25 protein-coding genes are annotated in these 25,442 nt (G+C 66.9%); 12 read left to right on the top strand and 13 right to left on the bottom strand.

All coding sequences use genetic code 11. From position 1 onward, the window contains the following. Window positions 1-111: 111 nt before the first annotated feature. Window positions 112-1,368 carry an aminopeptidase P family protein gene (locus tag ACHL_RS16590; protein WP_015938457.1) on the top strand — a complete coding sequence of 419 codons (1,257 nt, stop codon included), beginning with the start codon at window positions 112-114 and terminating at the stop codon, window positions 1,366-1,368. A 61-nt stretch (window positions 1,369-1,429) separates the two neighbouring features. Next, entirely contained in the window at window positions 1,430-2,299 is an 870-nt protein-coding gene (locus tag ACHL_RS16585; RefSeq protein WP_015938456.1) for an IclR family transcriptional regulator, read from the top strand. Between the two features lie 26 nt (window positions 2,300-2,325). On the opposite strand, the gene ACHL_RS16580 is transcribed toward ACHL_RS16585, so the two are convergent. Together ACHL_RS16580 and ACHL_RS16575 are read right to left on the bottom strand one after the other, a co-directional pair. Next, a complete protein-coding gene (locus ACHL_RS16580) occupies window positions 2,326-3,240 on the bottom strand; it encodes a serine hydrolase (protein WP_015938455.1) in 915 nt (304 codons plus the stop codon). Then, window positions 3,237-4,121, bottom strand: a complete 885-nt coding sequence (locus ACHL_RS16575; protein WP_015938454.1) for a LysR family transcriptional regulator — start codon at window positions 4,119-4,121, stop codon at window positions 3,237-3,239. The genes ACHL_RS16580 and ACHL_RS16575 overlap by 4 nt, the downstream gene beginning before the upstream one ends. A 79-nt stretch (window positions 4,122-4,200) precedes the next feature. Between ACHL_RS16575 and bla the strand changes: the two genes are divergently transcribed. Then, entirely contained in the window at window positions 4,201-5,142 is a 942-nt protein-coding gene (bla, locus tag ACHL_RS16570; RefSeq protein ID WP_043794163.1) for a class A beta-lactamase, read from the top strand. Between the two features lie 31 nt (window positions 5,143-5,173). On the opposite strand, the gene ACHL_RS16565 is transcribed toward bla, so the two are convergent. Then, window positions 5,174-6,922, bottom strand: coding sequence for a PucR family transcriptional regulator (locus ACHL_RS16565; RefSeq protein WP_015938452.1), 1,749 nt, complete (start codon window positions 6,920-6,922; stop codon window positions 5,174-5,176). A gap of 107 nt (window positions 6,923-7,029) precedes the next feature. Between ACHL_RS16565 and ACHL_RS16560 the strand changes: the two genes are divergently transcribed. The 4 genes from ACHL_RS16560 to ACHL_RS16545 all read left to right on the top strand — a co-directional run bounded on the left by ACHL_RS16560 (window position 7,030) and on the right by ACHL_RS16545 (window position 10,399). Then, on the top strand, window positions 7,030-8,592 hold the full coding sequence (locus ACHL_RS16560; RefSeq protein WP_015938451.1) for a purine-cytosine permease family protein: 1,563 nt from the start codon (window positions 7,030-7,032) through the stop codon (window positions 8,590-8,592). 67 nt (window positions 8,593-8,659) lie between these two features. Further along, window positions 8,660-9,607 (top strand): polysaccharide deacetylase family protein, encoded by a 948-nt coding sequence (locus tag ACHL_RS16555; protein ID WP_015938450.1) that lies wholly within the window; start codon window positions 8,660-8,662, stop codon window positions 9,605-9,607. Between the two features lie 99 nt (window positions 9,608-9,706). Further along, entirely contained in the window at window positions 9,707-10,072 is a 366-nt protein-coding gene (locus ACHL_RS16550) for a hypothetical protein (RefSeq protein ID WP_015938449.1), read from the top strand. A 129-nt stretch (window positions 10,073-10,201) separates the two neighbouring features. Continuing rightward, window positions 10,202-10,399, top strand: a complete 198-nt coding sequence (locus ACHL_RS16545) for a hypothetical protein (protein WP_015938448.1) — start codon at window positions 10,202-10,204, stop codon at window positions 10,397-10,399. A gap of 21 nt (window positions 10,400-10,420) precedes the next feature. Here ACHL_RS16545 and ACHL_RS16540 read toward each other — a convergent pair whose 3' ends face one another. Beyond that, the gene (locus ACHL_RS16540; protein WP_015938447.1) at window positions 10,421-11,032 is read right to left on the bottom strand and encodes a PAS and ANTAR domain-containing protein; all 612 of its coding nucleotides are present in this window, start codon (window positions 11,030-11,032) and stop codon (window positions 10,421-10,423) included. A 275-nt stretch (window positions 11,033-11,307) separates the two neighbouring features. Here ACHL_RS16540 and ACHL_RS24220 point away from each other — a divergent pair, with 275 nt between their 5' ends. Then, window positions 11,308-11,691, top strand: a complete 384-nt coding sequence (locus ACHL_RS24220; protein WP_015938446.1) for a nuclear transport factor 2-like protein — start codon at window positions 11,308-11,310, stop codon at window positions 11,689-11,691. A 49-nt stretch (window positions 11,692-11,740) separates the two neighbouring features. Here ACHL_RS24220 and ACHL_RS16535 read toward each other — a convergent pair whose 3' ends face one another. After that, window positions 11,741-12,625: a GNAT family N-acetyltransferase gene (locus ACHL_RS16535; protein ID WP_015938445.1), complete on the bottom strand. Its 885-nt coding sequence runs from the start codon at window positions 12,623-12,625 to the stop codon at window positions 11,741-11,743. Window positions 12,626-12,879: 254 nt separating this feature from the next. Beyond that, entirely contained in the window at window positions 12,880-13,293 is a 414-nt protein-coding gene (locus ACHL_RS16530; RefSeq protein WP_015938444.1) for an Hpt domain-containing protein, read from the bottom strand. A 206-nt stretch (window positions 13,294-13,499) separates the two neighbouring features. Here ACHL_RS16530 and ACHL_RS16525 point away from each other — a divergent pair, with 206 nt between their 5' ends. The 3 genes from ACHL_RS16525 (at window position 13,500) to ACHL_RS16515 (ending at window position 16,520) form a co-directional block, all read left to right on the top strand. Continuing rightward, window positions 13,500-14,306, top strand: coding sequence for an oxygenase MpaB family protein (locus tag ACHL_RS16525; RefSeq protein ID WP_015938443.1), 807 nt, complete (start codon window positions 13,500-13,502; stop codon window positions 14,304-14,306). Continuing rightward, window positions 14,299-15,216, top strand: a complete 918-nt coding sequence (locus ACHL_RS16520; RefSeq protein WP_015938442.1) for a DUF817 domain-containing protein — start codon at window positions 14,299-14,301, stop codon at window positions 15,214-15,216. The genes ACHL_RS16525 and ACHL_RS16520 overlap by 8 nt, the downstream gene beginning before the upstream one ends. Before the next feature lie 77 nt (window positions 15,217-15,293). Next, the gene (locus tag ACHL_RS16515; protein ID WP_043794792.1) at window positions 15,294-16,520 is read left to right on the top strand and encodes an MFS transporter; all 1,227 of its coding nucleotides are present in this window, start codon (window positions 15,294-15,296) and stop codon (window positions 16,518-16,520) included. Between the two features lie 87 nt (window positions 16,521-16,607). Here the strand turns inward: ACHL_RS16515 and ACHL_RS16510 are convergent, their stop codons facing one another. From ACHL_RS16510 to ACHL_RS16480, 7 genes are all read right to left on the bottom strand, one after another. Next, window positions 16,608-17,030 (bottom strand): universal stress protein, encoded by a 423-nt coding sequence (locus ACHL_RS16510; protein ID WP_015938440.1) that lies wholly within the window; start codon window positions 17,028-17,030, stop codon window positions 16,608-16,610. Between the two features lie 54 nt (window positions 17,031-17,084). Next, on the bottom strand, window positions 17,085-18,116 hold the full coding sequence (locus ACHL_RS16505; protein WP_015938439.1) for an aldo/keto reductase: 1,032 nt from the start codon (window positions 18,114-18,116) through the stop codon (window positions 17,085-17,087). Continuing rightward, complete coding sequence (locus tag ACHL_RS16500; protein ID WP_015938438.1) at window positions 18,113-19,537, bottom strand: LLM class flavin-dependent oxidoreductase; 1,425 nt, start codon at window positions 19,535-19,537, stop codon at window positions 18,113-18,115. The genes ACHL_RS16505 and ACHL_RS16500 overlap by 4 nt, the downstream gene beginning before the upstream one ends. Continuing rightward, window positions 19,537-20,916 carry an LLM class flavin-dependent oxidoreductase gene (locus ACHL_RS16495; protein WP_015938437.1) on the bottom strand — a complete coding sequence of 460 codons (1,380 nt, stop codon included), beginning with the start codon at window positions 20,914-20,916 and terminating at the stop codon, window positions 19,537-19,539. Before ACHL_RS16495 ends, ACHL_RS16500 begins: the two co-directional genes overlap by 1 nt. A 79-nt stretch (window positions 20,917-20,995) precedes the next feature. Next, a complete protein-coding gene (locus ACHL_RS16490; RefSeq protein ID WP_015938436.1) occupies window positions 20,996-21,781 on the bottom strand; it encodes an ABC transporter ATP-binding protein in 786 nt (261 codons plus the stop codon). Then, window positions 21,757-22,617, bottom strand: a complete 861-nt coding sequence (locus tag ACHL_RS16485; RefSeq protein WP_015938435.1) for an ABC transporter permease — start codon at window positions 22,615-22,617, stop codon at window positions 21,757-21,759. The genes ACHL_RS16490 and ACHL_RS16485 overlap by 25 nt, the downstream gene beginning before the upstream one ends. Further along, window positions 22,614-23,714, bottom strand: a complete 1,101-nt coding sequence (locus ACHL_RS16480; RefSeq protein WP_015938434.1) for an ABC transporter substrate-binding protein — start codon at window positions 23,712-23,714, stop codon at window positions 22,614-22,616. The genes ACHL_RS16485 and ACHL_RS16480 overlap by 4 nt, the downstream gene beginning before the upstream one ends. 514 nt (window positions 23,715-24,228) lie before the next feature. On the opposite strand from ACHL_RS16480, the gene ACHL_RS16475 reads away from it, so the two are divergent. Next, on the top strand, window positions 24,229-25,413 hold the full coding sequence (locus ACHL_RS16475) for a PQQ-dependent sugar dehydrogenase (RefSeq protein ID WP_015938433.1): 1,185 nt from the start codon (window positions 24,229-24,231) through the stop codon (window positions 25,411-25,413). Window positions 25,414-25,442 lie beyond the last annotated feature (29 nt).

The raw sequence follows: 25,442 nt of genomic DNA, 5'->3' as shown, positions 1-25,442 counted from the left end.
GCCGGCATTCCCAGAACCGCCGGCCCGCCGCAAGGCCCCCTGACCACCCTTCCGATCCACACCACAACAACTGCACTGGACAATCCAGAAGCATCAACGAAAGGCACAACAGTGACTATCACCGCCGATAACGCCTCGTCCATCGCCGAACTCGAGCGCCTCAAGGTCCTCCACAACGGCTCCAAGGGCAAGCTCACGTTCTCCGACGCCGAGTTCGAGCGCCGCCTGGGCGGCCTCCGCCAGATCATGGCCGCCAAGAGCCTGGATGCGGTCATCCTGACCAGCTACCACGGCATCAAGTACTACTCCGACTTCCTGTTCACCACGTTCGGCCGCAACTACGCCTTGGTGGTCACCGCCGACGACTCGGTCACCATCACCGCGAACATCGACGCCGGGATGCCGTGGCGCACCTCCTACGGCGAGAACATCGTCTACACCGACTGGCGCCGGGACAACTTCTACTTCGGCCTGCAGGAGGCACTGCGCCAGCGCGGCGTCAAGGCAACCCGGCTCGGCGTCGAGGATGACTTCCTCCCCGGCCTGACCCGCGAGAAGATCGCTGCCGCGTTCCCCGGCGCGCAGCTCCTGGACGTTTCGCAGGACGCCATGCGCCAGCGCATGTTCAAGTCCGCCGAGGAGATCGAGGTCATCAAGCACGGTGCCCGCATCGGCGACCTGGGCGGCGAGGCCATCCGCAACGCCATCCGCGAAGGCATCACCGAGTACGAGGTGGCCCTGATCGGCACCGAGGCCATGGTGCACGAGATCGCCAGGACCTTCCCGGACCGCGAAGTCCGCGACACCTGGGTGTGGTTCCAGTCCGGGATCAACACCGACGGCGCCCACAACTGGGCCACCACCCGCAAGCTGCAGCAGGGCGACATCCTCTCGCTCAACTGCTTCCCCATGACCTCCGGCTACTACACCGCCCTGGAGCGCACCCTCTTCCTGGGCCAGCCGGATGAGCGTTCGCTCGAACTGTGGAACATCAACGTGGAGGTGCACAAGCGCGGCCTGGAACTCATCAAGCCCGGCGCCGTCTGCAAGGACATCGCCGCGGAACTGAACGAGATCTACATCAGCCACGGGCTGCTGGCCAACCGCACCTTCGGCTACGGCCACTCCTTCGGCGTCCTCAGCCACTACTACGGCCGCGAAGCCGGGCTGGAACTGCGCGAGGACATCGACACCGTCCTGGAGCCCGGCATGGTGGTCTCCATGGAGCCCATGATCACCGTGGCCGACGGCCAGCCGGGCGCCGGCGGCTACCGCGAGCACGACATCCTGGTCATCGGCGAGGACAACTCGGTGGAGAACATCACCAAGTTCCCGTTCGGCCCGGAGAAGAACATCATCGAGGCCTAACCGTCCAGCACTGGAAGCGGCGTCACGCACACGTGGCGCCGCTTCCGCCGTTTAGGGAAAGATGGTGTCCACCATGACTCCAGCAAAGACCAGCCAAAAAGACGCCGCAGACAACGACGCCGCAGGTGACCACGGCGCCGCCGGTACCGGCGCCAATGGCGCGGCGGATGCCAAAGGTGCTTCCGTCGTCGTCAACGCCATCGCCGTGCTGCGCACCTTCAGCGCCGAGGAACCCCTGCTGGGAGTCACCGAAATCGCCGGCCGTGTGGGCATGCACAAGAGTTCCGTTTCACGGATCCTGGCCACCCTGGAGCAGGAAGGCCTGGTGGAACGGGACCCCGAAACGCGGCGGTTCCGCCTGGGTCTGGGGCTGATCGCCGTGGCAGGGCCGCTGCTGGCGGAAATGGACGAACGCCGCGTGGCGTACCCGGTGCTGCGCCGGCTCACCGAGCAAACGGGGGAGACCAGCGCCCTCATGCTGTGGAACGGCGACGAGGCCATCTGCGTCGAGCAGATCGCCAGCCCCCATCAGATCAAACACACCACACCTTTGGGCGCCCGCTACCGGGACGCCATGAGCGCCTCGGTCCAGGTCTTCCTCGCCCACCAGCCCGCCGAGCGGGTCCGCGAACTGCTGCGGAGCGGCGCCGTTACCTTCCCGGGAATGGACGACGCCGGACTGGCAGCTTACGAAGCCAGGCTCGGGGAGGTTGCAGGGCGCGGCTGGGCCGGGAACTACGGCGAATCCTCCATGGACGAAGTGGGGGTCGCCGCGCCTGCCTACGACCACCGCGGCGACATTACCGCCGTCGTACTGATCCCCGCCCCAAGGTTCCGGGTGTCACGCGAACGGCTGGAAGACCTCGGCGAAGCCTGCATGGCCGCCGCAGCCCAGGTCACCACGCGGCTGGGCGGGCGCAGCCCACAGTAGGTGCGCCGGGGCGTCCGGGTGCATTGCTAAACGAGTTCATCGTGCAGGATGCGGGCAGCGTGACCCATCGCCTGTTCGGCTGACGGCTGGATGACCGCCGGAACGCGGCTCCGGGTGAGCGCAACGACAGCCAGGGCCGGTCCCCCCGTGTGTTCCACCACCCCAGCCTCGTGCCGGAGGTGAACGAAGGAACCCGTTTTCGAATACCAGGTGGAAGTATCTGCTGAAAAATCCGGCGCGAGGCGGTGCCGGAAGACGTTCGCGGCAAGCATTTCGCGGAGGGGTGCCGCCACGGCCGGGGAGACGGTTCCGTCCCAGATCTTTTGCAGGAGATCGGCGAGCCCCCGCGCGGTACCGGCGTTGGCCCGTTCAACGTCCAGTTGGGGCAACGGGGACGGATGCCCCTGCTGGTCCGCCTGGACGACGAGCGAGTGGACGGCGGCAGCATCGTGGTCAGCCGCCTGTGTGGCGAGCGAGGCATAGAGTTCACCAATGGGATGACGGAGGATGATGCCGCCGGTACCCAGGGCCCGGAGCCATTCCGTCACTTCTTCCGGGGAGACGATGCGGAATATCGCGTCTGCGGCGGAGTTGTCGCTGAGCTCAACCGCGAGCCTGATGAGGTCGCCCGCGGCGATGGTGGCCGGGTGGGCAAAACGGGCAATGCCGGGGCCACCCTGGGACCGGCTCGAGTCGTCGATCCGCACCGGCATGCTGAGTTCGAACCTGCCCCGGTGCGCGGCGTCGAGCGCGGCGGCCGCCAGCGGCAGCTTGGCGACGGACGCCAGTGGGAAGAGGCGGTCGGCGTCGAGCGCAAGCTCCTGGCCGGTGCCGAGATGGCGAACCAGGAGGGATCCCGAAAGGCCCGCGGACTCAAGTACCTGCGCTGCTTGGCGCAGGGCACTTGCGCCTGCGCCGGCGTCGTACCCCGGCACTGTCATGGTTGTTCCTCCCGGTTGGCCCCGAGCGCCGCTGCGATGTCCCTCCGAAGGGCAGGGTTGAACAGCTGGCGCCCATCCGGCGTGCGCAGCTCAAGCCGGTAGGCGCGCGTGAGCGCCAGTTCCGGTACCTCGAACCACTGCAGGCGCCACGCGGATGCCTGCTCCCGGGTGCACAGGATCCAGTCATCGCCCGCCAGTGCTCCCGCAAGCGCGCTGACCACACTGGGGGACTCATGAACCTGGTGCGCCGCCAAGCCCGATGCCGCGGCCGATTCACGGAGCGCGGAGAGCAGTTGGCCGGAGGCGTCCTCGGCCAACACCAAAAGGTTGGAAGCCGCCTTCGGGCCCAGGGCGCGGGTGGGACGCAAGGCCCCGAGTGAGAGCGGCCGGCGCCGGTCCGTAACCTGTGCCAGGCCAAGCGGCACTACCCAGTCGGCCCGTGCGGTTTCGACCGGAAGGACGGCGGCATCGGCTTCCCCGAGCCGAAACCGCAGGGTACGCAGCTCCCGGCCGGCTTCCTCTATGTCGAGGTCGGTACCGGCCCCGCGTGCGCGCAATCTCAGGGCCGCCCACCGCGCAGGATCGAGATCGCGGGGCACCAGCAGCCGGACGGTGCCGCGATGGTGGGATGCCGCAGCATCGACCAGCGAGCGTTCGGCGCCCAGCAGGGCCTGTACGTGCTCGAGGAGCGCCGTGCCCAGGGCTGTCAACCGCACCTGGCGGGTGTTCCGCTCGAGCAGCGCCCCGCCCAGTTGGGCCTCCAAACCGGCAACCCGGCGGCTGATGACGGGCTGCGTCGTCTGTTCATCCCGGGCGGCTGCGGAGAAGCTTTGCCGGCGGGCAACAGCAACGAACGCACGCGCACCGCTGATGAGGTCCATCCACCAATCATGCCGCTGACGCATAAATCCTGCTATTTCTGTCTTTGAGCGGACCAGAAAATCAGCCCAGACTGGCCGCATGGATCACTTTCACGAATTCCAGCCCCCGCAAACGTCAACCCAACCAACCCGCCGTAAGGTCCTCATGTTCGGTGCAGGAGGAGTGCTGGCGGCCGCTGTGGCAGGTACGGCAGGCCCGGCGTCTGCGGCATCCGGCCCGGGCGACGTCCGCCAGCGCCTCGACACGGCGCTCAGCGGCCTCGAGTCAGCACATGGCCTCACCATCGGCGTATCGGCGGGCCGGCTGGGCCAACGTCCTGCCTATGCCTACCGGGGCGAAAACACCTTTCCGATGTGTTCCCTGTTCAAAACCCTCGCCGTGGCCCGGCTGCTCCGCGACCACGCGTACGACGACGGGTTCTGGCAGCGCCGGATCTCCTTCCGCAAGAACCAGATTGTGCGGGACTCCGTCATCTGCGCTGCCGACAAGGACCGGAACATGAGCGTGGAAGAGCTTGCCGATGCTGCCCTGCGCTTCAGCGACAATACCGCCGGCAACCTCCTGCTCGAACTCATCGGGGGCCCGCCGGAAATTGGTGCCTATGCCCGGTCCCTCGGTGCCCTGTCCACCCGCCTCGACCGGTGGGAACCGGAGCTCAACGAGGCGCTGCCCGGCGATGTCCGCGACACCAGCACGCCCAGCGACATCCACACGCTGTACGAAGCGCTGTTGCTCGGCGACGCGCTGGATACCCTGGGGCAGGCCCGCCTCAGAGGGTGGATGCTGCGCAATGCCACCTCCGGTGAGCGGCTGCGGGCAGCGGTGCCGCCCGGAGCCGAACTCGCCGATAAGACCGGTGCCGGCAGCTACGGGGTGGTCAACGATGCCGGGGTGGTGTGGCCGGAAGATGGCCCTCCGCTGACTCTCGCAGTGATGACAAGGACCAGCCGCCCGGATGCTGTGAACAACAATGCCGTGGTGGCGCGCGTAGGCCAGCTCGTTTTCGGCGAGCTTCTCTGAGCGGCTTCGTCCGTTCCCCGTGGCAGTCGGGTCAGGGCAGGCCCGCCATCCGGACCGCCAAGTGCAGCGCCGCCAGCCGGCCGGTGCCGCGGGGATCGCCGCCGCACAGATCGAAGATACGCTGCAGCCGGTGATGCATCGACTGCCGCTCCAGGTGCAGTTCCCGGGCCGACTGGGCCGTGTTGCAGCCCGAATCGAGCCAGACCTGCAGCGTCTCCATCAGCTGGGACTGCCGCTGTGCATCATGCTGCAGGACGGCACGCAGCTGGTGGTTCACGAACGCCTCCCTGGCCGACGCTGCAAGCCCTGTCAGTGCCAGGCTCTCCACGGCTGCGTCGTCGGCGTCGAGCACCACCAGGCCGTGGGCGGGCGGGCGCCTGCGGGGTGAGGCGTTCCGGCGCCGCACCTGGCGCACGTCCAGGGCGCGCCGCGCTTCGGCCAGGGACCATGCGGCATCAGCCACCCCGTCAACCAGGGGGCCCACCGAAATCACCGCATCGTGGTTGCCTTCCAGTCCCTGCAGTGAAGCAAGCAGCTCGCGCCGCACCCTTGCCGTGTCGGCGCAGGGGAGCCCGGCCATCACCACCAGTTCCGCATCGTCCAGGTAGGCGGCGCTGGGAATTCGGCCGGCACCCAGGAACGCTTCAATGGCTCCGCGCAGTTCCTGCGGCGAAGCTGCGTGGACGGCGGCCACCACCAGCGGCGAATCAAGCGGAAACCCTGCCCCAGGCGCCAGCTGTTCCAGGCGCCATTCTGGTGCGGAAGTGAGCACGGCGCGCATGAGCTCGGCCCCGGCCTGGGCGTGCAGGCCGGGCGGGGTGTGCTGCAGCAGCGCCAGGCCAAGGATGTCGACGGCGCGTTCCCCGGCCACCTGCGCCAGCGCAGCGTCCCCTCCGTGCGGCACCAGCACCTCCAACCTGCCCATCAGGACGCCGCGCACGGGAATGTCCACGCTCATCACAGTCCCGGTGGGTGCGTCAGGAGCCGCGGGCGCGTCCCTGAGGTCCGGCGTCTCAGCGGCCTCGCCTGCCCCGACCGGGTCCGTGACGTGGTGAGTCCCGACGGCGTCCCCTGCCGCGCCGCTGTCCGCGCCGCCGTCGTGCGTCGCACCGCTGCCGTGGCCTTCGCTCCCGCCGCCCGCACCGCCGTCGGCCGTCCTGCCGCCGTCCGTGCCGGCGTCGTGCACGGCCTCGCGATCAGCTGCGTCCAAGCCCTCCGGCAGCGCGCTGCCCAGGTCAACGCCCCACGGTGAGACCAGGCGCACCGCGGACCCGGTGATGCCGGCCAGGACGCCAAGGATCTTGTCCAGGGACGCGCCGTGGGCCAGCTCGGCAGCCATGGCCCGGGTGGCAGCGTCCGCCTGGTGCAGGTGCCCCGCCGACTCGCTGACCAGGATGGAATTGATGGCCTGCATGACGCCCACGAACGGCACCACCTTGCGCAGTTCCACCACCGGAAGCCCGAATTCCGCTGCTGTTTCCAGCATGTCTGCCGGTACTTCAGGAAGCACTCCGCCGGTCTCGATGGCCAGGGCCGCAATGCCGCGCTGGGCCAGTTCGCGGACGTAGTCCCCGCGCCTGGCGGGAGTGGCCGTGGCAAGGGTGATGCCGCCGCACAGCAGCAGCTCACCGCCGCGCAGCAGCGGCGCGATGTCCAGGACCTCGCTCGAGTGCACCCAGCGGACCGGCTGTGCGGACGTGTCCGTGCCCAGCGGATGGACCACCGGCTCAGCTGCGGCGAGGGCTGGATGGGCGAGTATTTCACCAAGAGAAACTGACACGACATTCCGTAACGTAGATCTAGAATCTGTTCGACACATCGTATCTTGTTTACTGTGATTGGGGCCACATAGCCTTGTGAGTACGAATCCACCTCACGGAGGCCCCCATGCAAGAAAAGCTTTCTACTTCAGCGCAACGGCGCGCTGGTTCTGACGCAAACGGCCACGCAGACCACTCCACCACAGACCATTCCGCCACGGACCACGAGGCCTGGCTCCAGCCCATCCCCGAATCCGCCCGCACCCGCAAGGTGTCCGGCCAGTTCTGGATCTGGGCCGGCGCCAACCTGGCACCCATCAACTGGGTCCTCGGGGCACTCGGGATCCACCTGGGACTCGGCTTCGCGGACACCGTCACCGTCCTTGTCCTCGGCAACCTGATCGGCATGCTGCTCTTCGGCTGCTTCGTCCTCCTGGGCCAGAAGACCGGTGCCACCGGCATGGTCCTGGCCCGCGCAGCCTTCGGCCGGCGCGGCAACTACCTCCCCGCCGCCATCCAGGCCTTGCTGGTGATCGGCTGGTGCGCCGTCAACACCTGGATCATCCTGGACCTGGTGATGGCCCTCTTCGGAACACTCGGCTGGGTTGATCCTGAAGCCCATAACTACGCCTGGAAGATCGGCGTGGCCACCGCCATCATGGCCGCGCAGGTAGCCATTGCCTGGTTCGGCTACAAAGCCATCGCCGCCTTCGAGAAGTGGACGGTGCCGCCCACCATCATCATCCTCGCTGTCATGTCCGCCGTGGCCTGGTTCGGCATGAAGATCGACTGGGGCTACGCCGGCCCCGCAGGCAACATCCTCGAAGGCTCCGAACGCATCGCCGCCATGAGTGCCGTGATGACCGCCATCGGCATCGGCTGGGGCATCACCTGGTTCACCTACGCCGCTGACTACTCCCGCTTCGTGAGCACGTCGGTCCCCAAGAAGAAGGTCTACCTGGCCTCGGTACTGGGCCAGTTCATCCCGGTGGTATGGCTGGGCATCCTCGGCGCCAGCCTTGCCACGAACAGCGGCGAAGTTGACCCCGGAAAACTGATCGTCCAGAACTTCGGCGTCCTCGCGCTGCCGGTCCTGTTGATGGTGCTTCACGGCCCCATCGCCACCAACATCCTGAACATCTACACCTTCTCCGTGGCAACGCAGGCCCTGGACATCACCATCAGCCGCCGCAAACTCAACCTCTTCGTGGGCGTCTTCTCCCTCGCCGCCGTGGTCTTCTTCATCTTCCAGGAGAACTTCGCCGAGGTGCTGGACGCCTGGCTGATCGGCCTGGTGGCCTGGGTGGCTGCCTGGGGCGGCGTCATGCTGGTGCACTACTTCTGGCTGGAGAAGCGCTGGCCGGGCGGAGCCGAGCGGCTCTTCGACGGCATCGGCACCCGCCGCCTCCCCGGCGTCAACTGGGCCGGCGTCACCTCGCTCCTGGCCGGCATCTTCGCCACCTGGCTGTTCATGTACGGCCTGGTCCCCGCCATGCAGGGCCCCATCGCCGTGGCACTGGGCGGCTGGGACCTCTCCTGGCTGGCCGGCGGCCTCACCAGCGCCGGCGTCTACGCGATCCTCGGCCCGCGGGTCCACGTCCGCTACGTCACCGGCTCCAGCGCCGACACCGACGCCAAGCCCGCCGTCGTCGAAAACCCGGACAGCGCCGGAGCCCTCCCGGTCATCTGAGCCGCACGTCCACTCACCACCCCAGCTGTACAGGCGGGCGCACTGCGCCCGCCGAAAGGAATCCATCGTGAACCAGCCCGCCATCGCGGACCTCCTGCACCCCATCACCTGGCCTGAAGGCTTCAAGGCCGCAGCGTCCTTCACGTTCGACGTTGACGCCGAGTCCTGCACCATCGCCCACGATCCCACCAGCACGCGGCGGATGTCGCTGATGACGCACCAGTCCTACGGGCCCAAGGTGGCGGTGCCGCGGCTGCTGAAGATCCTGGAGCGCCAGGACATCCGGGCCACGTTCTTCATCCCCGGCTTCACCGCGGAGTCCTACCCGGACATCGTCCGGCAGATCGTGGACGGCGGGCATGAGGTGGGCCACCACGGCTACCTGCATGAGCCGATGCAGGGCATCGACGCCGCCACCGAGGCCAGCTACATGGACCGCGGACTTGAGGCCCTGGCCAAGGTGGCAGGTGTCCGGCCGGTGGGGTACCGGGCGCCGTGGTGGGAGCTGAATTGGCACTCACCGGGCCTGCTGGCGGACCGCGGGTTCCTCTACGATTCCAGTCTGCTCGACGGCGATGCCCCCTACCGCTTCGCCGTCGCCGCCGACGATCCCCGGGACATCGTGGAGATCCCGGTGGACTGGACGCTGGACGACTGGGAGCAATACGCCTTCTACCCGGGGGTCACCGGCAGCGGCGTCATCGAAAGTCCCGCCAAGGTCCTGGAAATGTGGACGCTTGAGGCTGAAGCCCACCACTCGCAGGGCAGCTGCTTCGTCCTCACCAACCACCCGTTCATCTCCGGCCGGCCCTCCAAAGCCGTGGCACTGGAGCAGCTCATCGAGCGGGTGAAGGGCATGGACGGCATGTGGGTGACCACCATGGAGGAGATCGCACGGCACACGAAGGCCACGGTCACCGAAATCCACACCCACGCCCGGATCGACGTGCCGGTATTCCCGGGTGCGGGTGCAGCGTTCACGCCGGCGGCAGTGCGGGAGGGGGCGCTGAAGTAGCCCAAGCCAAACAGCAGCGGACGACGGCGGGAAGTTCCCGCCGTCGTCCGCTTGCGTCTAGTGTCAGGAGTTCAGGGCGCGTATTGGGGGAAAGCAACCGTGGATTACAACGACTTTGAGTTTGTCGCGTTCTGGGTTCTGTCCAGCGTTCCCGGGCTTGTCCTGGTGGCTGCCGGAACCATCGCACACCAAAAGTCGGCCAAAGGTTGGATTTCCCGCTACCTGATCATTGGAATTCCTGCCTGCTTCCTCTACGCCGCATGTGCTGGAATCTTGGCCCTCCAACTGTTCCCGCCGCCGTATGTCGCTGGCCTGTCGGAAGGCCGTGGACTGGACCTGCGGGGAATGGGCTTTCTGCTTGGAGCGTGGATCGGTGCCATCGGAGGCGTTGTTGGCGCGCTGCTGATTGTCGCTGTCTCGTCGATGACGTTGCGCTTCAAGCACCGCCGGGAGGCCGTCTTGTGATCGCAAAATATCGCACCCAGTGGGGCTGTTGTCTGCGTTGCAATCGCTGCCTTCGTTTTCATGAATGTTCCGTGGGATACCCGTTTGCCCTACGACGGAAAATATAATCGCAGCGGGAGCGGGATTCCTATGCAGATCGCGCTGCTTCCCGCCCTGGTTGTTCTCGTCAGTTTCTGGTTTTCAGGACGCAAGTCCGATGCGCATGAGATGAATAAAACGTCGCGCGTGGTCGCCTATATTACTGGCACGGGAATCTTTCTGGGCTGCGTCATAGGTCAGGGCATACTGGCACACGGGGTACTCCTCGCGGGCGGCTTCCTGGGGTAGATCCTCCTACATGAGGGCAGGTCAATCGGTTCTACGTGTTGTGCGCTGATCGGCGACAACGGTGTCCTTGATGATCTGGTGCGCGATGGCGTACACCTTGCGGTTGGTGTCCTGACTGAGTTGACTCATGATTTCGTAGGCCCTGTCGGCGTCAATTCCGCTGCGGGCCATGAGGATACCCTTTGCCTGCTCTATGACATCACGGTTCAGCGCTGAAGCGGCGACCGCTTGAGTGGCAAGTTCATGGCGGTCCGTGTGGATGGCCTGGGTGAGGTCTACAACGACCCCTCGAACGCCGACAGGGCTTCCTTCGTGAAAGATGAAGTCGGCCGAAAAGAGAAGTTTGTGCTGGCGGTCTTTACTGTCTCGGATTGAAACGTAAAGGGATGACGGTCCGCCCTGTACCGAGACTTTTTCCCAAAAGGCGAGCACCGGCGCGCGATCGCCGGGTTCGATGTGGGCCAGTGCCATCTCCATCGAGGGCACCACTTCTCCCGGCGTGTATCCGTAGATGCGGAACAGCCCCTCGGACCATCGGAACACTTGATCAGAAAAGTAGTAAAGAACCTGCCCGGTAGGGCAATCAAGGTATCCGTCAGCGGGCAACTCGGCGGATGCCGGACTTGAACTCATACGCGGCCATTCAACGCAGAAAGAGCGGGCCGCCTGCTTGACCCGGCAAAATACTATACGAACAACCCGAGCCAGAGCCCCAAAGAGGATCGAAACCCTTGGCAGTGCCGTCGGTAGTAGTGCACTGCTGAGCTCTCAGCCGTCAGTTGCTTAGAACCAGTTCCAAACGTCTCTCATAAGCCAGTGGATTCCAGTGGCCACCAGAAATGGGGGGATGAGATAGAGGATCCGCGGGTAGTTGACAGTTCCCCTGGAGGAAAGCCCAAACTTGGACCATGGCAATTCGAATAATTACCGAGCCAAACTGCGGAAACGCGCCTCGACACGAAATCACTCGCCGCTTCGCTGTCGCTCTCGCAAGCGCTGACACATCCGAACTTGAGCTGCTGGTGTCTCCCGACGCTGAGTGGGACATCCTGGGAAAACTGTCCTGCCGCGGAATTCCTGCGATTATAGAGAGTGCTGGGTTGAGTCCTGCTTCCGTCGAGCTGCGTGTGCTTTCAGTTATCACCCACGGCAGGGAAGCGAGCATTGATGGTGAAGTTTTATATGAAAATGGCCACGTAATGAACTTCTGCCATGTGGTTCGCTTCGCGAATGCTGCAAAGACCGCAGCGATCACAAGGATCCGTACCTACCAAGCATCTTCAAACCGCTGACCCGCCTATTCGGGTTCGAGGCTCACATGATTTCCGTACCGTCGCGGCGTCACGGACCGCGTCGCCAGTCGGCAACCTCGGGTTGGGCGGAGAACCCGGCCGCCAAGTAGGTGGATAGGGCGCCAGCGTTAGAGCTCTCTGCGCAGACTGTGGCGCTCGATGAGTCCATCTCACGAAGCGACGCCGCGGCTGCCCTCGTCATGATTGTGCCGTACCCACGTCCGCGGTGCTCTCGATGCACCCCCATCGGCTCGATGAGACCGGGGCGCCCGTTGCCAGCAGACCATACGGCGGCGACGGCGACCGCACGGCTGTCGGCGTACAGCGACAGGATGCGCGCGGAGCCTAGGAATGGTCCCTCCGCGGCTGCCCGCCATCCGTCTACGAAGTTGCGAAGCCGTCCGTGCGGGATTGGCGTTCCGCGGAAGGCCGACCAGTGAACAGACACCCACTCATCGGTACGGTCGGGTTCGATGATCTCGACGTGGGGGCCTCCGGTGTCGATAGGTGCCGCCAGATTGAGCTTCAGCGGTGTCCACGGATCGCCGGGCAACCAACCCTCTTTCGTCAGTTGCTCGGAGAGAGCGTACGCGCCGCGCGCCTCGATGGTGGCGCTTCCTGCATCAAGGACACCAGTTGCCGGCTCACCGACATCCGCGACGATGCGAACGGCGAGAGACTCATCCTGGCGCAGCGACGGGTCCATCGCGAATCGCAACAACTGAGGGCCGTCGAGGAGCGCGATCGCCAGTGCCGTGTCACCACACGACCACACCCGTATCGCGGCGGCAGTGGCAGCAGGTCCACGTAGTGAGTACCAGCCTAAGTCGCCCGGATGCAGATCTAATGGTCCTCCGTCGCACTGCCACTGCTCCAGCACACGCAATATCTGATTCAGCTCGTTGACGTCCGGCGTTCTCACGTTGACGTCCATGAGTTCGCATCCCCCATTGCAGCCGAGCCAAATCGCGCCACCATCATCGGACCCATCCGTATGAGCGACGTTCCCTGGCGTCCCCAGTATCGAACCCCCAGCCTACCCCCGGCTCCGACAGCGGGATCCGAGGCGAATGCGGACCCCTTATCCCGCTGCCTGCCCATGGGCCGGACCGCCTACGAAGGGATGGGCAGCGGCTGGCCCGGCCTGCTGAAGCGGATCGGCGGGGTCCTTGCCGGCTGACAACCTGCCTAGAAACCACCGGGCCGGTCCTGCAGGAGTGCCCGCAGGAGGTTGGTGGTCTGGTCCGCGCACTGCTTGATGCCACGCAGGTGCTGGGCCGCCAGCCGGGGGAGGGCGGTGGCCGAGCCGTTCCCCCGGGAAGCGGTACGCAGCGCCCGCTCCATTTCCAGGGCCAGGCCGGCCAGCCGCTCCGCTCCGATCATTTGGCTGGAGGTCTTCAGGCTCAGGATCGCATCGAGGGCACCAGGGGCGTCACCGGTGGTGAACGTCAGGCGCACCTTTTGGATCCGGTGCGGCAGGTTGGCGATGAAATCCTGGATGAATACCTGCCACACCCCTTCGTCGTCGTCGAGATCGGAGCGCAGCCGTTCCAGCACCGCCTTGTCCAGCAGCGGCAGCGCATAACCGTCATCCTGGCTCACGGTCCTCCACCCCGCGCGTCCCGCTGCCGGCCCATGATGCGCCTCCTGCTGTCGGCATACCTGCGCGATGCTGCGGCAGGACTTTCAACGGACGGTACGTGCCCGCGGGGCCGGAGCGCATGAGTGGTGGGTACTCGCATTTCCGGGTAGCGACCCCTGCTTACAGTGGTGTTTACCTCCGGTAGCCTGTTGGGATGGTTCGGGGAATGGCTGATTTCGGCGGCGAGGGCATCATGCTCGCCGGGGCCGGCCGTGCCCTGCTGCTGCAGCTTGCCAACCCGGCCGTGGGACGCGGCGTGGAAGAACACAGCAACTTTGAAGGCCGCCCGGTCAACCGGCTCAAAGGCACGCTCACCTATGTGTATGCGATCGTCTACGGCACCGACGAACAGGTGAAGGAAGTCCGCCGCCGGGTGAACCGGGCCCACGTGCCGGTCCGGCGCCCGGACAACGCAGACTCGCCCGGCTACAGCGCCTACGATCCCGAACTTCAGCTTTGGGTGGTGGCCACGCTCTACGACACCGCCCGCACCGTCATCGAAAAAATCTACGGACCGCTCGACGCCGGCACGGCCGATGTGATGTACCGCGACTATGCGCGGCTCGGCACAGCCCTGCAGGTTCCGGAGGGCATGTGGCCAGAGGACCGGGCCGCGTTTGGCCGCTACTGGGACCAGCAGGTGGCAACCCTCCAGGCCGGACCCGCCGGAATCCGGGTGGCCCACGGCCTGCTCTACCCCAAGCACACGGCGCTCTGGTACCGGGCCATCATTCCGCCGGCCCGCTTCCTCACCGCAGGGTTCCTGCCTGCAAGGATCCGCCAGGACTTCGGCCTGCCGTGGAACGACCGCCGGGAGCGCCGCTTCAACAGCACCATGCGGATGCTGTCACTGACCTACCCCAGGCTTCCGCGCGGCATCCGGCACGGGCTCAAGGATTACCTCCTGGGCGAGCTGGACAAGGACATCCGCCGGAACAGCCGGTCAGCCAAGCGTCAGGGAGTCAGTGCGTAGTTCCACCCCGGTTGAGCAGCGGATCGATGAAAGTGCCCGCCGCTTCCTCGCCACATCGCCTGCCAACGGCGCCAAAGCCAGAATCACGGAGTTCCTGGTGTTCGGCCTCAAACAGGGCTGGGCCTGCATCTTCGGAGCATCCCTCCTGGCGGTGCTCATGGCGGCCCGCCTCTGGTATCCGGACGGTGCGGGGCTGGCCCGCAACGACTTCCTGACCATCGCAGCCATCGTGATCCAGGTCCTGATGGTCGCCTTCAGACTCGAAACCCTTAAAGAACTGCGGGTCATCGTGCTGTTCCACCTGGTGGGGACGTGCATGGAGCTGTTCAAGACAGACGTGGGTTCCTGGTCCTACGAGGCCGAAGGCGTGCTGCGGATCGGTGCCGTGCCCCTGTTCAGCGGCTTCATGTACGCGGCCGTGGGGTCCTATATGGTGCGCGTCTACCGGCTGTTCGACCTCCGGTTCGCCAACTACCCGCGCCGCTGGATCACCGCCATCCTCGCCGCGGCCATCTACGTCAACTTCTTCAGCCACCACTACATCTGGGACCTGCGCTGGGTGCTGCTCGCCGCCGTCGTGGTGGTCTTCGGCCGCTGCGTGATGCACTTCCGCGTGTTCCGGCGGCGGTTCCGGATGCCGCTGGTGGTCTCGTTCCTGCTGGTGGCGCTGTTCATCTGGATCGCCGAGAACATCGCCACCTGGTCCGGGGCATGGCTCTACCCCAGCCAGATGGCCGGCTGGCACCCGGTGGGCCTTGAGAAACTCGTGGCCTGGTTCCTGCTGATGATCATCTCCGTAGTGCTGGTGGCCTGGGTCTATAAGCCGGCGCCGCCGGATGCGGACGGGGATGCGGACGGGGACGGCGACCACAATCCGCCCGTGGAAGCCCAGGCATCCTCAACACGGTAAGTGCCAGGGGGGGACTGCTGTAACCCGTTTAGGCAGGGCCCTCGCTAGGACTTCAGCAGGACGGTTTGATGGAAACCATGTCCCACGAAACAACCGTCGATACCCGCGGGCACGAAACCGCTGACCGCCGTGAAGAACACCCCGCACGCTGGGGCGCCGTCTTCGCCATGTCGCTGTGTGTCTTTGCACTGATCGCCTCCGAATTCATGCCCGTCAGCCTCCTCACCCCCATGGCCGCCGACCTCCAGGTCTCGGAAGGCATGGTGGGCCAGGGCATCGCCATCTCCGGTGTTTTCGCCGTCCTGACCAGCCTGTCCGTATCCACGCTGGCGGGCACGCTGAACCGGAAAACGCTGCTGCTGGGGCTGACAGCCCTGATGGCGATATCCGGAGCACTGGTGGCACTGGCCCCCGGCTACCTGCTCTTCATGGTGGGCCGCGCCCTCATCGGCGTGGTCATCGGCGGATTCTGGTCCATGTCGGCAGCTACCGCCATGCGACTGGTGCCGGCCCACAAAGTGGCCCGTGCCCTGGCGATCTTCAACAGCGGCAACGCCCTGGCTACCGTCCTCGCGGCCCCGCTGGGCAGTTACCTGGGGACGGTGGTGGGCTGGCGCGGAGCGTTCTTCACCCTGGTGCCGGTCGCGCTCATCGCCCTGGTCTGGCAGTGGATCAGCCTTCCCTCCATGACGGTTGAAGGGCGGCCGGCCGGGCCCGTGCGCATCTTCGGGATTTTCCACGCCCTCAGGAGCGGCCCTGTGGCCTGGGGCATGGCCGCGTGCGGCTCGTTCTTCATGGGGCAGTTCATCCTCTTCACCTACGTCCGGCCGTTCCTGGAAACGGTGACCCACGCCGGTGTGGCCGCCGTGTCCCTGGTGCTGCTGGTGATCGGCGTTTGCGGCTTCGCCGGGACGATGCTGATTGGCCGTTTCCTGGGGAAGAACCTGTACCGGACGCTGATCGCCATCCCTGCGCTGATGGCCGTCATCGCAGCCGTTCTGGTCCCGTCCGGCGGCTGGCTTGCCGCCGTCGCAGTACTCCTTGGTCTGTGGGGGTTCCTGGCCACCGCCGCACCCGTGGGTTGGTGGAGCTGGGTAGCCAAAGCCATGCCGCACGATGCCGAAGCCGGCGGCGGCCTGATGGTTGCGGTGGTCCAGACGTCCATCGCGCTCGGATCGATGCTGGGCGGAGTGCTGTTTGATTCCACCGGCCACAGCGGAACCTTCCTGGTAAGTGCAGCGGTCCTGGCGGTTGCGGCGGCCCTGGCCGCCGGTGCCTCGCGGGCACGCGGGCGGGGCGAATGACCGTGCAAGGATTCTGATACGGAAAAGGACGACGGCGGGAGGTTCCGCCGTCGTCCTTTCTGTCCGTTTGCCCGCAGGCCGGGGGAGTCAGTCCTCGTAGGTGTTGGCGATGTACACATCGCACGGCGCGTTGTGCGCCACGCTGTTGGCCACGCTGCCCAGGAGCCGGCCGATGCCGCGCATCCTGCGGTTGCCCACCACGATCAGCCGGGCGTCAAGTCGGATGGCTTCCTTGATCAGCGAATCGGCGGGCTTGCCGCGGGAGGCGAAGTGGGTGACCTGGACTCCCGGCCTGGAGGCGCCCAGGGACTCGGCAACATGCTGGGCGCTGTCACCGCGGAAGACCGTCACCTGGTCCGAACCCGAACCGAAGGTTTCGGCGCTCTCCGACTCGAACCCGGTCACCACATGCAGCGACGCTCCGAGCGACTCCGCCAGGTCCAGTGCCACTTCCGCAGCTTTCCGGGCAGATGCGCTGGCATCCACGCCTACAACCACTACTCCACTCATGGGGGCTCCTTCATTCGGGTGCATTACCGTCAAGGGGCCAGTCTAAGGGAGGGGTCAGCGGATGCGGCGACGCCGCAGCGGGTCCGTCAGCGAGGGCGGCTGGTAACCGGCGTCGGCCGGGTTCAGGGTGGTGCCGGGCGGCACGATCGCGTCGATCCGGTCCAGCACGTCACGGGACAGGACCACCTTGTCAGCGCCCAGGGCGGCTTCAAGGTGTTCCAGCGTCCGTGGCCCAATGATGGCCGAGGTGACCGCCGGGTGTTCCAGCACGAAGCCCAGCGCCAGGTGGATCAGCGAGAGGCCGGCCTGGTCCGCCAGTTCGGTCAGCTCCAGGACCGCGCGGGTCTTGCGGGCATTTTCGGACGACGACGGATCGTGCCGTTCCGGTTGCCGCGCGGCCCTGCTGGAGGTGCTGTGGGCGCCGTCGGGCCTGATCCGTCCGGACAGCCAGCCGCCGGCCAGCGGACTCCACGGCAGGACGCCGAGCCGGTGCTTCTCGGCCAGCGGCAGGACCTCGCGTTCAATCCCGCGGGCCAAGATGGAATACGGCGGTTGCTCGGTGACCGGGCGCTCGCGGTGGCGTTCCCTGGCCACGTACTGCGCCTCGACGATCTGGCCGGGCTCGAACGTAGACGTGCCGATGTACCGGATCTTCCCTTGCCGCACCAGGTCGGTGAGGGCCCCGAGGGTTTCATCAACATCCGTGTCCGGCTCCGGCCGGTGCACCTGGTAGAGGTCGATCCAGTCCGTTTGCAGCCGGCGCAGGCTGTCTTCCACCTCTCGGATGATCCATCGCCGTGAGTTGCCTGCCTGGTTGATGCCGTCGCCCAGCCGGCCATGGACCTTGGTGGCCAGGACAACGTCATCCCGCCGGCCCTTGAGCGCCTTGCCCACAATAATTTCCGATTCGCCCTTGGAGTAGACGTCGGCAGTGTCCACGATGTTGATGCCGGAGTCCAGGGCGTGGTGGATGATCCTGATCGAGTCGTCGTGGTCCGTGTTGCCGATGGCACCGAACATCATGGTGCCCAGGGTCAGTTGGCTGACTTTCAGGCCGGTGGACCCGAGGCTGCGGTATTCGGTCATGCTGGTGCTCCTGAGAGTTGGTGGCCGGCAGGTTGTTGGCTTGCAGGTTGTTGGTTGGGAAGGTCCTGGCTCCGCTGGACCGCGCCGGGCTGGTTCGGGGGCTGGATACCCCGGCTGAACTGGCTCGCGGGGCGGTCCAGGCCGAAGTGCTCCCGGAGTGTGCGGCCGGTGTACTCGGTGCGGAACAGGCCTCGGGACTGCAGGATGGGGACCACCTCGTCGGCGAACGCCTCAAAGCCGCCGGGCAGCCATGGCGGCATGATGTTGAACCCGTCCGCGGCACCGCCTTCGAACCAGCGCTGGATCTCATCCGCCACCTGCACGGGAGTCCCCGCGAACACGTAGTGGCCGCGGGCTCCGGCGAACCGGTGCAGCACCTGGCGGACCGTGAGGTCCTCGCGGCGGATGATGTCCAGGACCAGCTGGCTGCGGCTGCCCGCCTTACCAGCGGTGGCCAGCAGTTCCGGCGGGAAGGGACCGTCCAGCGGCACCCCGTCCAGGTCGATGCCCAGCAGCTTCCGCAGGATGCCCAGCCCGTATTCCGGCTGGGTGAGCTCGTCGAATTCCTGCTTCAACGCTTTCGCTTCTGCTTCGGTGGAACCCAGGTACGGGCTGATGCCGGGCAGCACCAGGAGCTGGCCAGGGTCCCGGCCGAACGCCGTCGCGCGGGCTTTGATGTCCGCGTAGAAAGCCTGCGCGCTGTCCAGGGACTGGTGGGCCGTGAATACCGCCTCCGCGTGTTCGGCGGCAAAGGCTTTGCCGTCCTCGGACGAACCTGCCTGCACGTAGACCGGGCGGCCTTGCGGGGAGCGCGGCGTGTTCAAGGGTCCTGCCACTCGGAAGTACCGGCCCTCATGCTCCACCGGATGGATCCGTGACGTGTCGGCGAAAACTCCCGTGCCGGCGTCGGCCACTACTGCGTCGTCCTCCCAGCTGTCCCAGAGCTTGCCCACCACGCGGACGAAGTCGTCCGCCCGGCTGTAGCGTTCAGCGTGCGGCGGGTGCTCGTCCAGCCCGAAGTTCTGCGCCGCCCGCTCCGCGCCGGTGGTCACGATATTCCAGCCGGCGCGGCCGTTGCTGAGGTGGTCCAGCGAGGCGAACAGCCGGGCGGCGTTGTACGGCTCCAGGTACGTGGTGCTGGCCGTGCCGATCAGCCCGATCCGCTCCGTCGCTACCGCGATGGCGGACAGCCACGTGAACGGCTCGATCCGGAACCGGGTGGCGAACTGGACATTGCTTTCCAGCGCAGGACCGTCGGCGTAGAACACCGCGTCCAGTTTTGCCGCTTCGGCACGCTGCGCCAGCTCCTGGTAGAACCGGATGTCCAGCAGCCGCTCGGTGTGGGACTTCGGGTGCCGCCAGGCGGCTTCGTGGTGGCCGCCCGGATAGATGAACAGGTTCAGTTTCAGCTGCCGGCCCATCAGAATGCGGAACCGATCGATGCGAGCTCCGGCGCTGCCGCATGGGCATACTGGTTCGCCGGCCGGGGAAGGCCGTAATGCTCCCGCAGCGTCCGCCCGTTGTACTCGGTGCGGAACAGTCCGCGCTCCTGAAGGATGGGCACCACCTGGTCCACGAACGTCTCCAGCCCGGAGGGAAGCACCGGCGGCATGATGTTGAAGCCGTCCGCTGCGCCGCCGTCGAACCATTCCTGGATGGCGTCCGCCACCTGGACGGGGGTGCCCGTGAAAGTGCGGTGTCCTCGTCCGCCGCCCAGCCGGCCGATCAGCTGCCGGACTGTGAGCTGCTCGCGGCGTGCCAGCTGCACGATCAGCGTGTAGCGGCTCTTCGCGCCCTCGATCTCGTCCTCGCTGGGCAGGTCCTCCGGCAGCTGCCGGTCCAGCGGTAGGTCCTCCGGCTTCACCCGCAGGGTCTTGGCCAGCTGGATCCGGGCGTACTCGGGCTTGATCAGACGGTCCAGTTCGCGTTCCAGCTCCAGGGCTTCCCCAACAGTGGCGCCGATGACGGGCACGATTCCCGGGAGGATCTTGATGGTTTCCGGGTCGCGGCCGGCAGCGGCGGTGCGGGCCTTGAGGTCGCGGTAGAACTCCTGCGCGTCGCCGAGGGTCTGGTGCGCGGTGAAGACAGCGTCGGCATGCTTCGCGGCGAGATCCTTGCCGTCCTCCGACGAGCCAGCCTGCACGATCAGCGGGTGGCCCTGCGGGGAACGCGGAACGTTGAGCGGGCCACGGACTTTGAAGTGCTTGCCCTCATGGTCCACGGTCCGGATCCTGTCCGCGTCGCCCCAGACACCCTCTTCCTTGTCGGCCAGTACAGCATCGTCCTGCCAGCTGTCCCACAGCTTCTGCGCCACCTCGATGAACTCGCCGGCACGTTCGTACCGGACGGCGTGGGCGGGCTGATCGTCCACCCCGAAGTTGCGGGCAGCGTCCGGGCCGGCCGTGGTCACAACGTTCCAGCCGGCACGTCCGCCGCTGGCCCAGTCCACGGACGCGAAGCGGCGGGCCAGGTTGAACGGCTCGTTGTAGGTGCTGGAGGCGGTGGCGATCAGCCCGATCCGCTCCGTGGCCCCGGCAATGGCGGTCAGGAGCACTGTGGGTTCGAGCTTGCCCGCGGGGCGGCGGCCCACCTCGCCGAACAGGACGGGGGAGTCGGCGAAGAAGATCGAGTCCAGCTTGCCGCGTTCGGCGGTGCGGGCGAGGTTCTTGTAGTGCTCCACATCGGTGCTGGCCTGCGGGTCGCTTTCCGGCAGCCGCCAGGAGGCCTCATGGTGGCCGGTACTCATCAGGAAAGCATTGAGGTGGAGGTGGCGCTGCGGTTCAGTGGGTGTGCTGCTCATGGGAGGCTCCTTGGAAAGTTTGCATTAACGGCCGACGGCGGCGGGCTGGGCGGGGTTTCGGCAGGCTCCACCACCGGGGTCAGTGGGCGGCTTCGACGCCGAGGGCAGTGAGGAGGTCGCGGCGGAGGGCTTCGTGGCCGGCGGCGTCGGCGGAGGAACGTATGTCCGCCGCCACGGGACGGATGGTGGCGATCCGGCCGTGGTCCAGCACTACGATCCGGTCGGCCAGCGCGATGGCCTCGTCCACGTCGTGGGTGACCAGGAGGACAGCGGGCGTGTGCGCAGCCACGAGGTCCTGGAGCAGGCCGTGCATCTTGATGCGGGTCAGCGCGTCGAGGGCGCCGAACGGCTCGTCGGCCAGAAGGAGCTGCGGCTCACGGACCAGGGACCGGGCCAGGGCGACGCGCTGTTGTTCTCCGCCGGACAGTTCGTGCGGCCATGCTTTTTCGCGGCCGGCGAGCCCCACCTCGGCGAGGGCCCTGCGTGCCCGGCTCTCGGCGTCGTGCTCCCGCAAACCAAGGGTGACGTTGCCCAGCACGGTGTCCCACGGCAGGAGCCGGGAGTCCTGGAACACCACTGACACTCGGTCCGGGACGCTGATCACGCCGCTGCCGCGGACGTCGTGGTCCAGCCCGGCGAGGGCGCGCAGCAGGGTGCTCTTGCCGCAGCCGCTGGGGCCCAGCAGGGCCACGAACTCGCCCGGTGCGATGTCCAGGTCCACGCCGTTCAGGACGCCTTTGGGTCCGAAGCTGCGGATGAGCCCGCGTACGGAGACTTCGTTGACGTGGGCCGGGCCGGGTGAGGTCCGGGGTGCGGGGGCGGTCCGGGGCGCGAGGGCGGTCAGCCCGCCAGGGTGCGCTGCCATGAGAGGGCCTTTCGTTCGATGAAGCGGACAATGCCGTCGGAGAGGAGGCCAAGGATGCCGTAGACAGCCAGGCCGAGGACGATGATGTTGGTTTGGCCGTAGGTGCGGGCGAGCTCCATCATGTAGCCGATGCCGCTGGTGGCGTTGATCTGTTCCACCACCACCAGGGACACCCAGGCGCCGGTGACGGCGAAGCGCAAGCCCAGGAAGAACCCGGGCAGGGCGCCGGGGAGAACCACCTTGCGGATGAATCCCGCCCGGCTCAGGCCCACGGTCTGTGCCAGTTCCACGTAGCGCAGGTCGATGCCGCGCAGCCCGGCGTGGGTCTGCAGGTAGATCGGGACGAACACGCCCAGGGTGATGGTGAGGACCTTCATGGTCTCGTCGATGCCGAACCACAGGATCAGCAGCGGGATCAGCGCCAGGCCGGGGATGGCGCGCTTGATCTGTACAGGACCGTCGATCAGGGCTTCGCCCACACGGCTCAGCCCGGCCAGGAGTGCCAGGACTGCGCCCACCACGATGCCGAAGAACAGTCCCAGGCCCGCCCGCTGGGCGGAGATGGCGAGGTTCTCCTGGAGCCGGCCGTCGGCGATCAGCTCGCCCGCGGTGGCCACCACAGTCCAGGGTTCGGAGAGGATCCGGGGATCGAGGATGCCGGTGGCGGACGTGACAGTCCAGAGGGCCAGCAGGGCGCCGGGGCCGAGCAGCCAGGCGAACCGGAGGCGCCTGCCCGGGCCCAGCCGCCTGCCGGTGGGCCGGACGTCGTCACGCTTGTGGAGGTCCGGGTCCAGGTGGGGTTCGACGGCGGTCCGGTCCAGCACGGGCGCGCTCATGCCGCACCTGCTGTGGCGGCTGCGGCGAAGGACGTCCCGCCGATGGCCTCGAAGCGGGTGTCGTAGAGGTCTTTGGCGTTCAGCTGCGGCTTCTTCTGCTCACGGGACAGCAGGTCGATGGTCTGCTGGTGGCGTTCGATGGCCTCGGTCCAGGACGTGGGGATGTCCCGTTTGCCGGTGGCCTCGATCAGGTACTGGCCGTCCTCGCGGGACAGGCCCTGGTCCTTGACGTAGTAGCCTTCCAGCCATTCTTCCGGGTGGTCCTCTACCCAGCGCTGGGCTTTGCCCCACACCTCCACGTACTTGGCCAGCGCGGCCGCCTTGGCGGGGTCAGCCAGGACGTTGGCGGGGGAGTAGAGGTGGCCGGGATCATCCCGGAGGCCGTGGCGGAGGGTGGTGGCGCCGTCGGCCTTGTACTTGGTGAGGTAGCGCTTGATCTGCACCCCGCCCAGCGGCGCGGCATCCACCTGTTTGCTGGACAGTGCGGAAGCGTAGGCGTCGCCGGTGCTGGGCAGTTCCACCAGCTTCACGTCCTCCTGCTTGAGTCCGGCCTTGTCCAGGATCCGGAGCACCAGGGCGCCCTGCGCCTGGCCGGGGCTGTACGCCACTTTCTTGCCGCGCAGCTCCTCGAGCGTCGTGATCCCGGCTCCGGGTGCGATGCCGAGTTCATATATGGGGTGGTTCACGGCGTCCTGGCGGTACACCGCGGCGATGATGCGTACGTCCAGGCCGGTCCAGGTGGCGTGGATGGGCGGGATGTCCGCCACCGAGCCGACGTCCAAGGCGTTGGCGCGGAACGCCTCGGTGGTCTGAGGACCGCCGGACAGGTTGGCGAATTCCACGTTGATGCCGCCCAGTTCCTTGTTCAGGCCGGAGAGTTCCAGTGCCACGCGGATGCTGGGGTCACCCACCTTGATGGTGGCGCCGGTGGGGACTGAGGTGGCAAGCGGGGCAAGGGCTTCCTGGCTGATCCGCTCGCCGCCGGCGGTGGCGGAACCGCCGCAGGCAGAAAGAAGTCCGACGGCGGGAATCGCCAGGAGTGCCCCGAGCGCACGGCGCCGGGTGAAAGCGGGTGGGGAGGATGCTGCGAAGGACATGGGTGCCTTTCGGGAAAAAATGCGGGCAAATCCGGGCAGGGCAAGCTAAGGCTCGTGGCCCGGAAGGCGGGAGGGGAATGAAAGGTGAGTACCGGCGTCGGACGAATCAGGTCCGACGCGCCGGCCTCTGGTGTAGGGAAATCTGTGGCTTTGCTGCCGAAGCTAGCGCCGTGCTGCTGCCATTCGGCGGGGCGGAGACATTCGGGAGCGGCAACAATGCGGACCCCATGTTGTGCTGCGGTGCATGTGGCTGGATGAGTCAGACATCAGGTCCTCCTGTTCAGGATCGGGGCTGTGGCGGGTTGAAGCTGGTGCGTGCTGCAGAACTGGCCTGGCCGGGACCGTGGGAACTACCTAAGCACGCGCTTCAAGGCCTTGGCCAGCACTTTGACGGAGACGCTCAACGGGACGCAACCGCGCTACATATTGGGGCGCCGGAGGGTCAAAACAGGCAACGCTGCGCCACGAACCGCAACGGGACTTCATGTGACTGGACGGCCCGGGAGCCGCCCGGATGCGGGACGATAGAGGCCAGGCACACAACGCGAAGGGGAAGCACGTGAGACCAGCAATCCTGCCGGCAGCCGTCCTAGGGGCAGTTCTGCTGCTCGTTGGCTGCACGCCCGCGCCCGGACCCGGCCCTTCCACCAGCTCGGCCACACCCACGGAATCAGTGTCCGCCGGCCCCGAAAGCCCCGGCCCGGCGCCTTCGGCCGACCGGCCCTCGGCAGCCGCCATCGCGGGCACCCCGCAGCCGGTGGCCACCGGTCTGGAGGCTCCGTGGTCAGTGGTGTTCCGCGACGGCGTTCCGCTGGTCAGCGAGAGGAATAGCAGCCGGATCCTTGAGCTCGCCACGGATGGTTCATCACGGTCCATCGGCACGGTGAACGGTGTGGCCGCCCGCGGTGAAGCCGGCCTGCTCGGCCTGGCGGTGGGCAGCACCGGCGATCTCTTTGTCTATTCGACGGCGGACGGCGGCAACCGGGTCCAGCGCTACCCGGTCACCGGAACCCGGGGTTCGCTGTCCCTGGGGCAGCCGCGGACCCTCCTGGACGGGATCCCGGCCGCGGGCAACCACGACGGCGGCCGGATCGCCTTTGGCCCCGACGGCATGCTCTACGTGACCACCGGGGACGCGGGCCGGCGGGATGACGCCCAGGACCGGGACGCGCTGGCCGGAAAGATCCTGCGGATGACGCCCGACGGCACCGCCCCGGCCGGCAACCCGTTCCCGGGGTCCCTGGTCTACAGCTACGGGCACCGTAATCCGCAGGGAATCGCCTGGGCTGATGACGGAACCATGTTCGCCACCGAGTTCGGCCAGAACACGTGGGACGAGCTAAACATCATCACCGCCGGCGCGAACTATGGCTGGCCCACGGTGGAGGGCATCGCGGAACGGGACGGCTTCGTGGATCCGGTGCAGCAGTGGCAGCCCGGTTCGGCCAGCCCCAGCGGAATGGCCCACTCCGGCGGGTCCCTGTTCATCGCCAACCTGCGCGGGCAGGTGCTGCGGTCCGTTCCGGTCTCTGATCCGTCCACGTCCACGGAACATTTCGGCCAGGAATTCGGCCGGCTCCGCGACGTCACGGTGGCCCCCGACGGTCAGTTGTGGTTCGTCACGAACAACACCGATGGGCGGGGCAGCCCGCGGCAGGGCGACGACCGGATCCTCGCCGTTCCGCTGTCCCGGGACTAGCAGGGGCGGCGGTAACGTGCCCCGGGGTT

Source organism: Pseudarthrobacter chlorophenolicus A6 (assembly GCF_000022025.1).
Taxonomy (GTDB): domain Bacteria; phylum Actinomycetota; class Actinomycetes; order Actinomycetales; family Micrococcaceae; genus Arthrobacter; species Arthrobacter chlorophenolicus.
The sequence above is the reverse complement of the archived record's forward strand: the minus strand, read 5'-3'. Positions and strand labels throughout refer to the sequence as shown.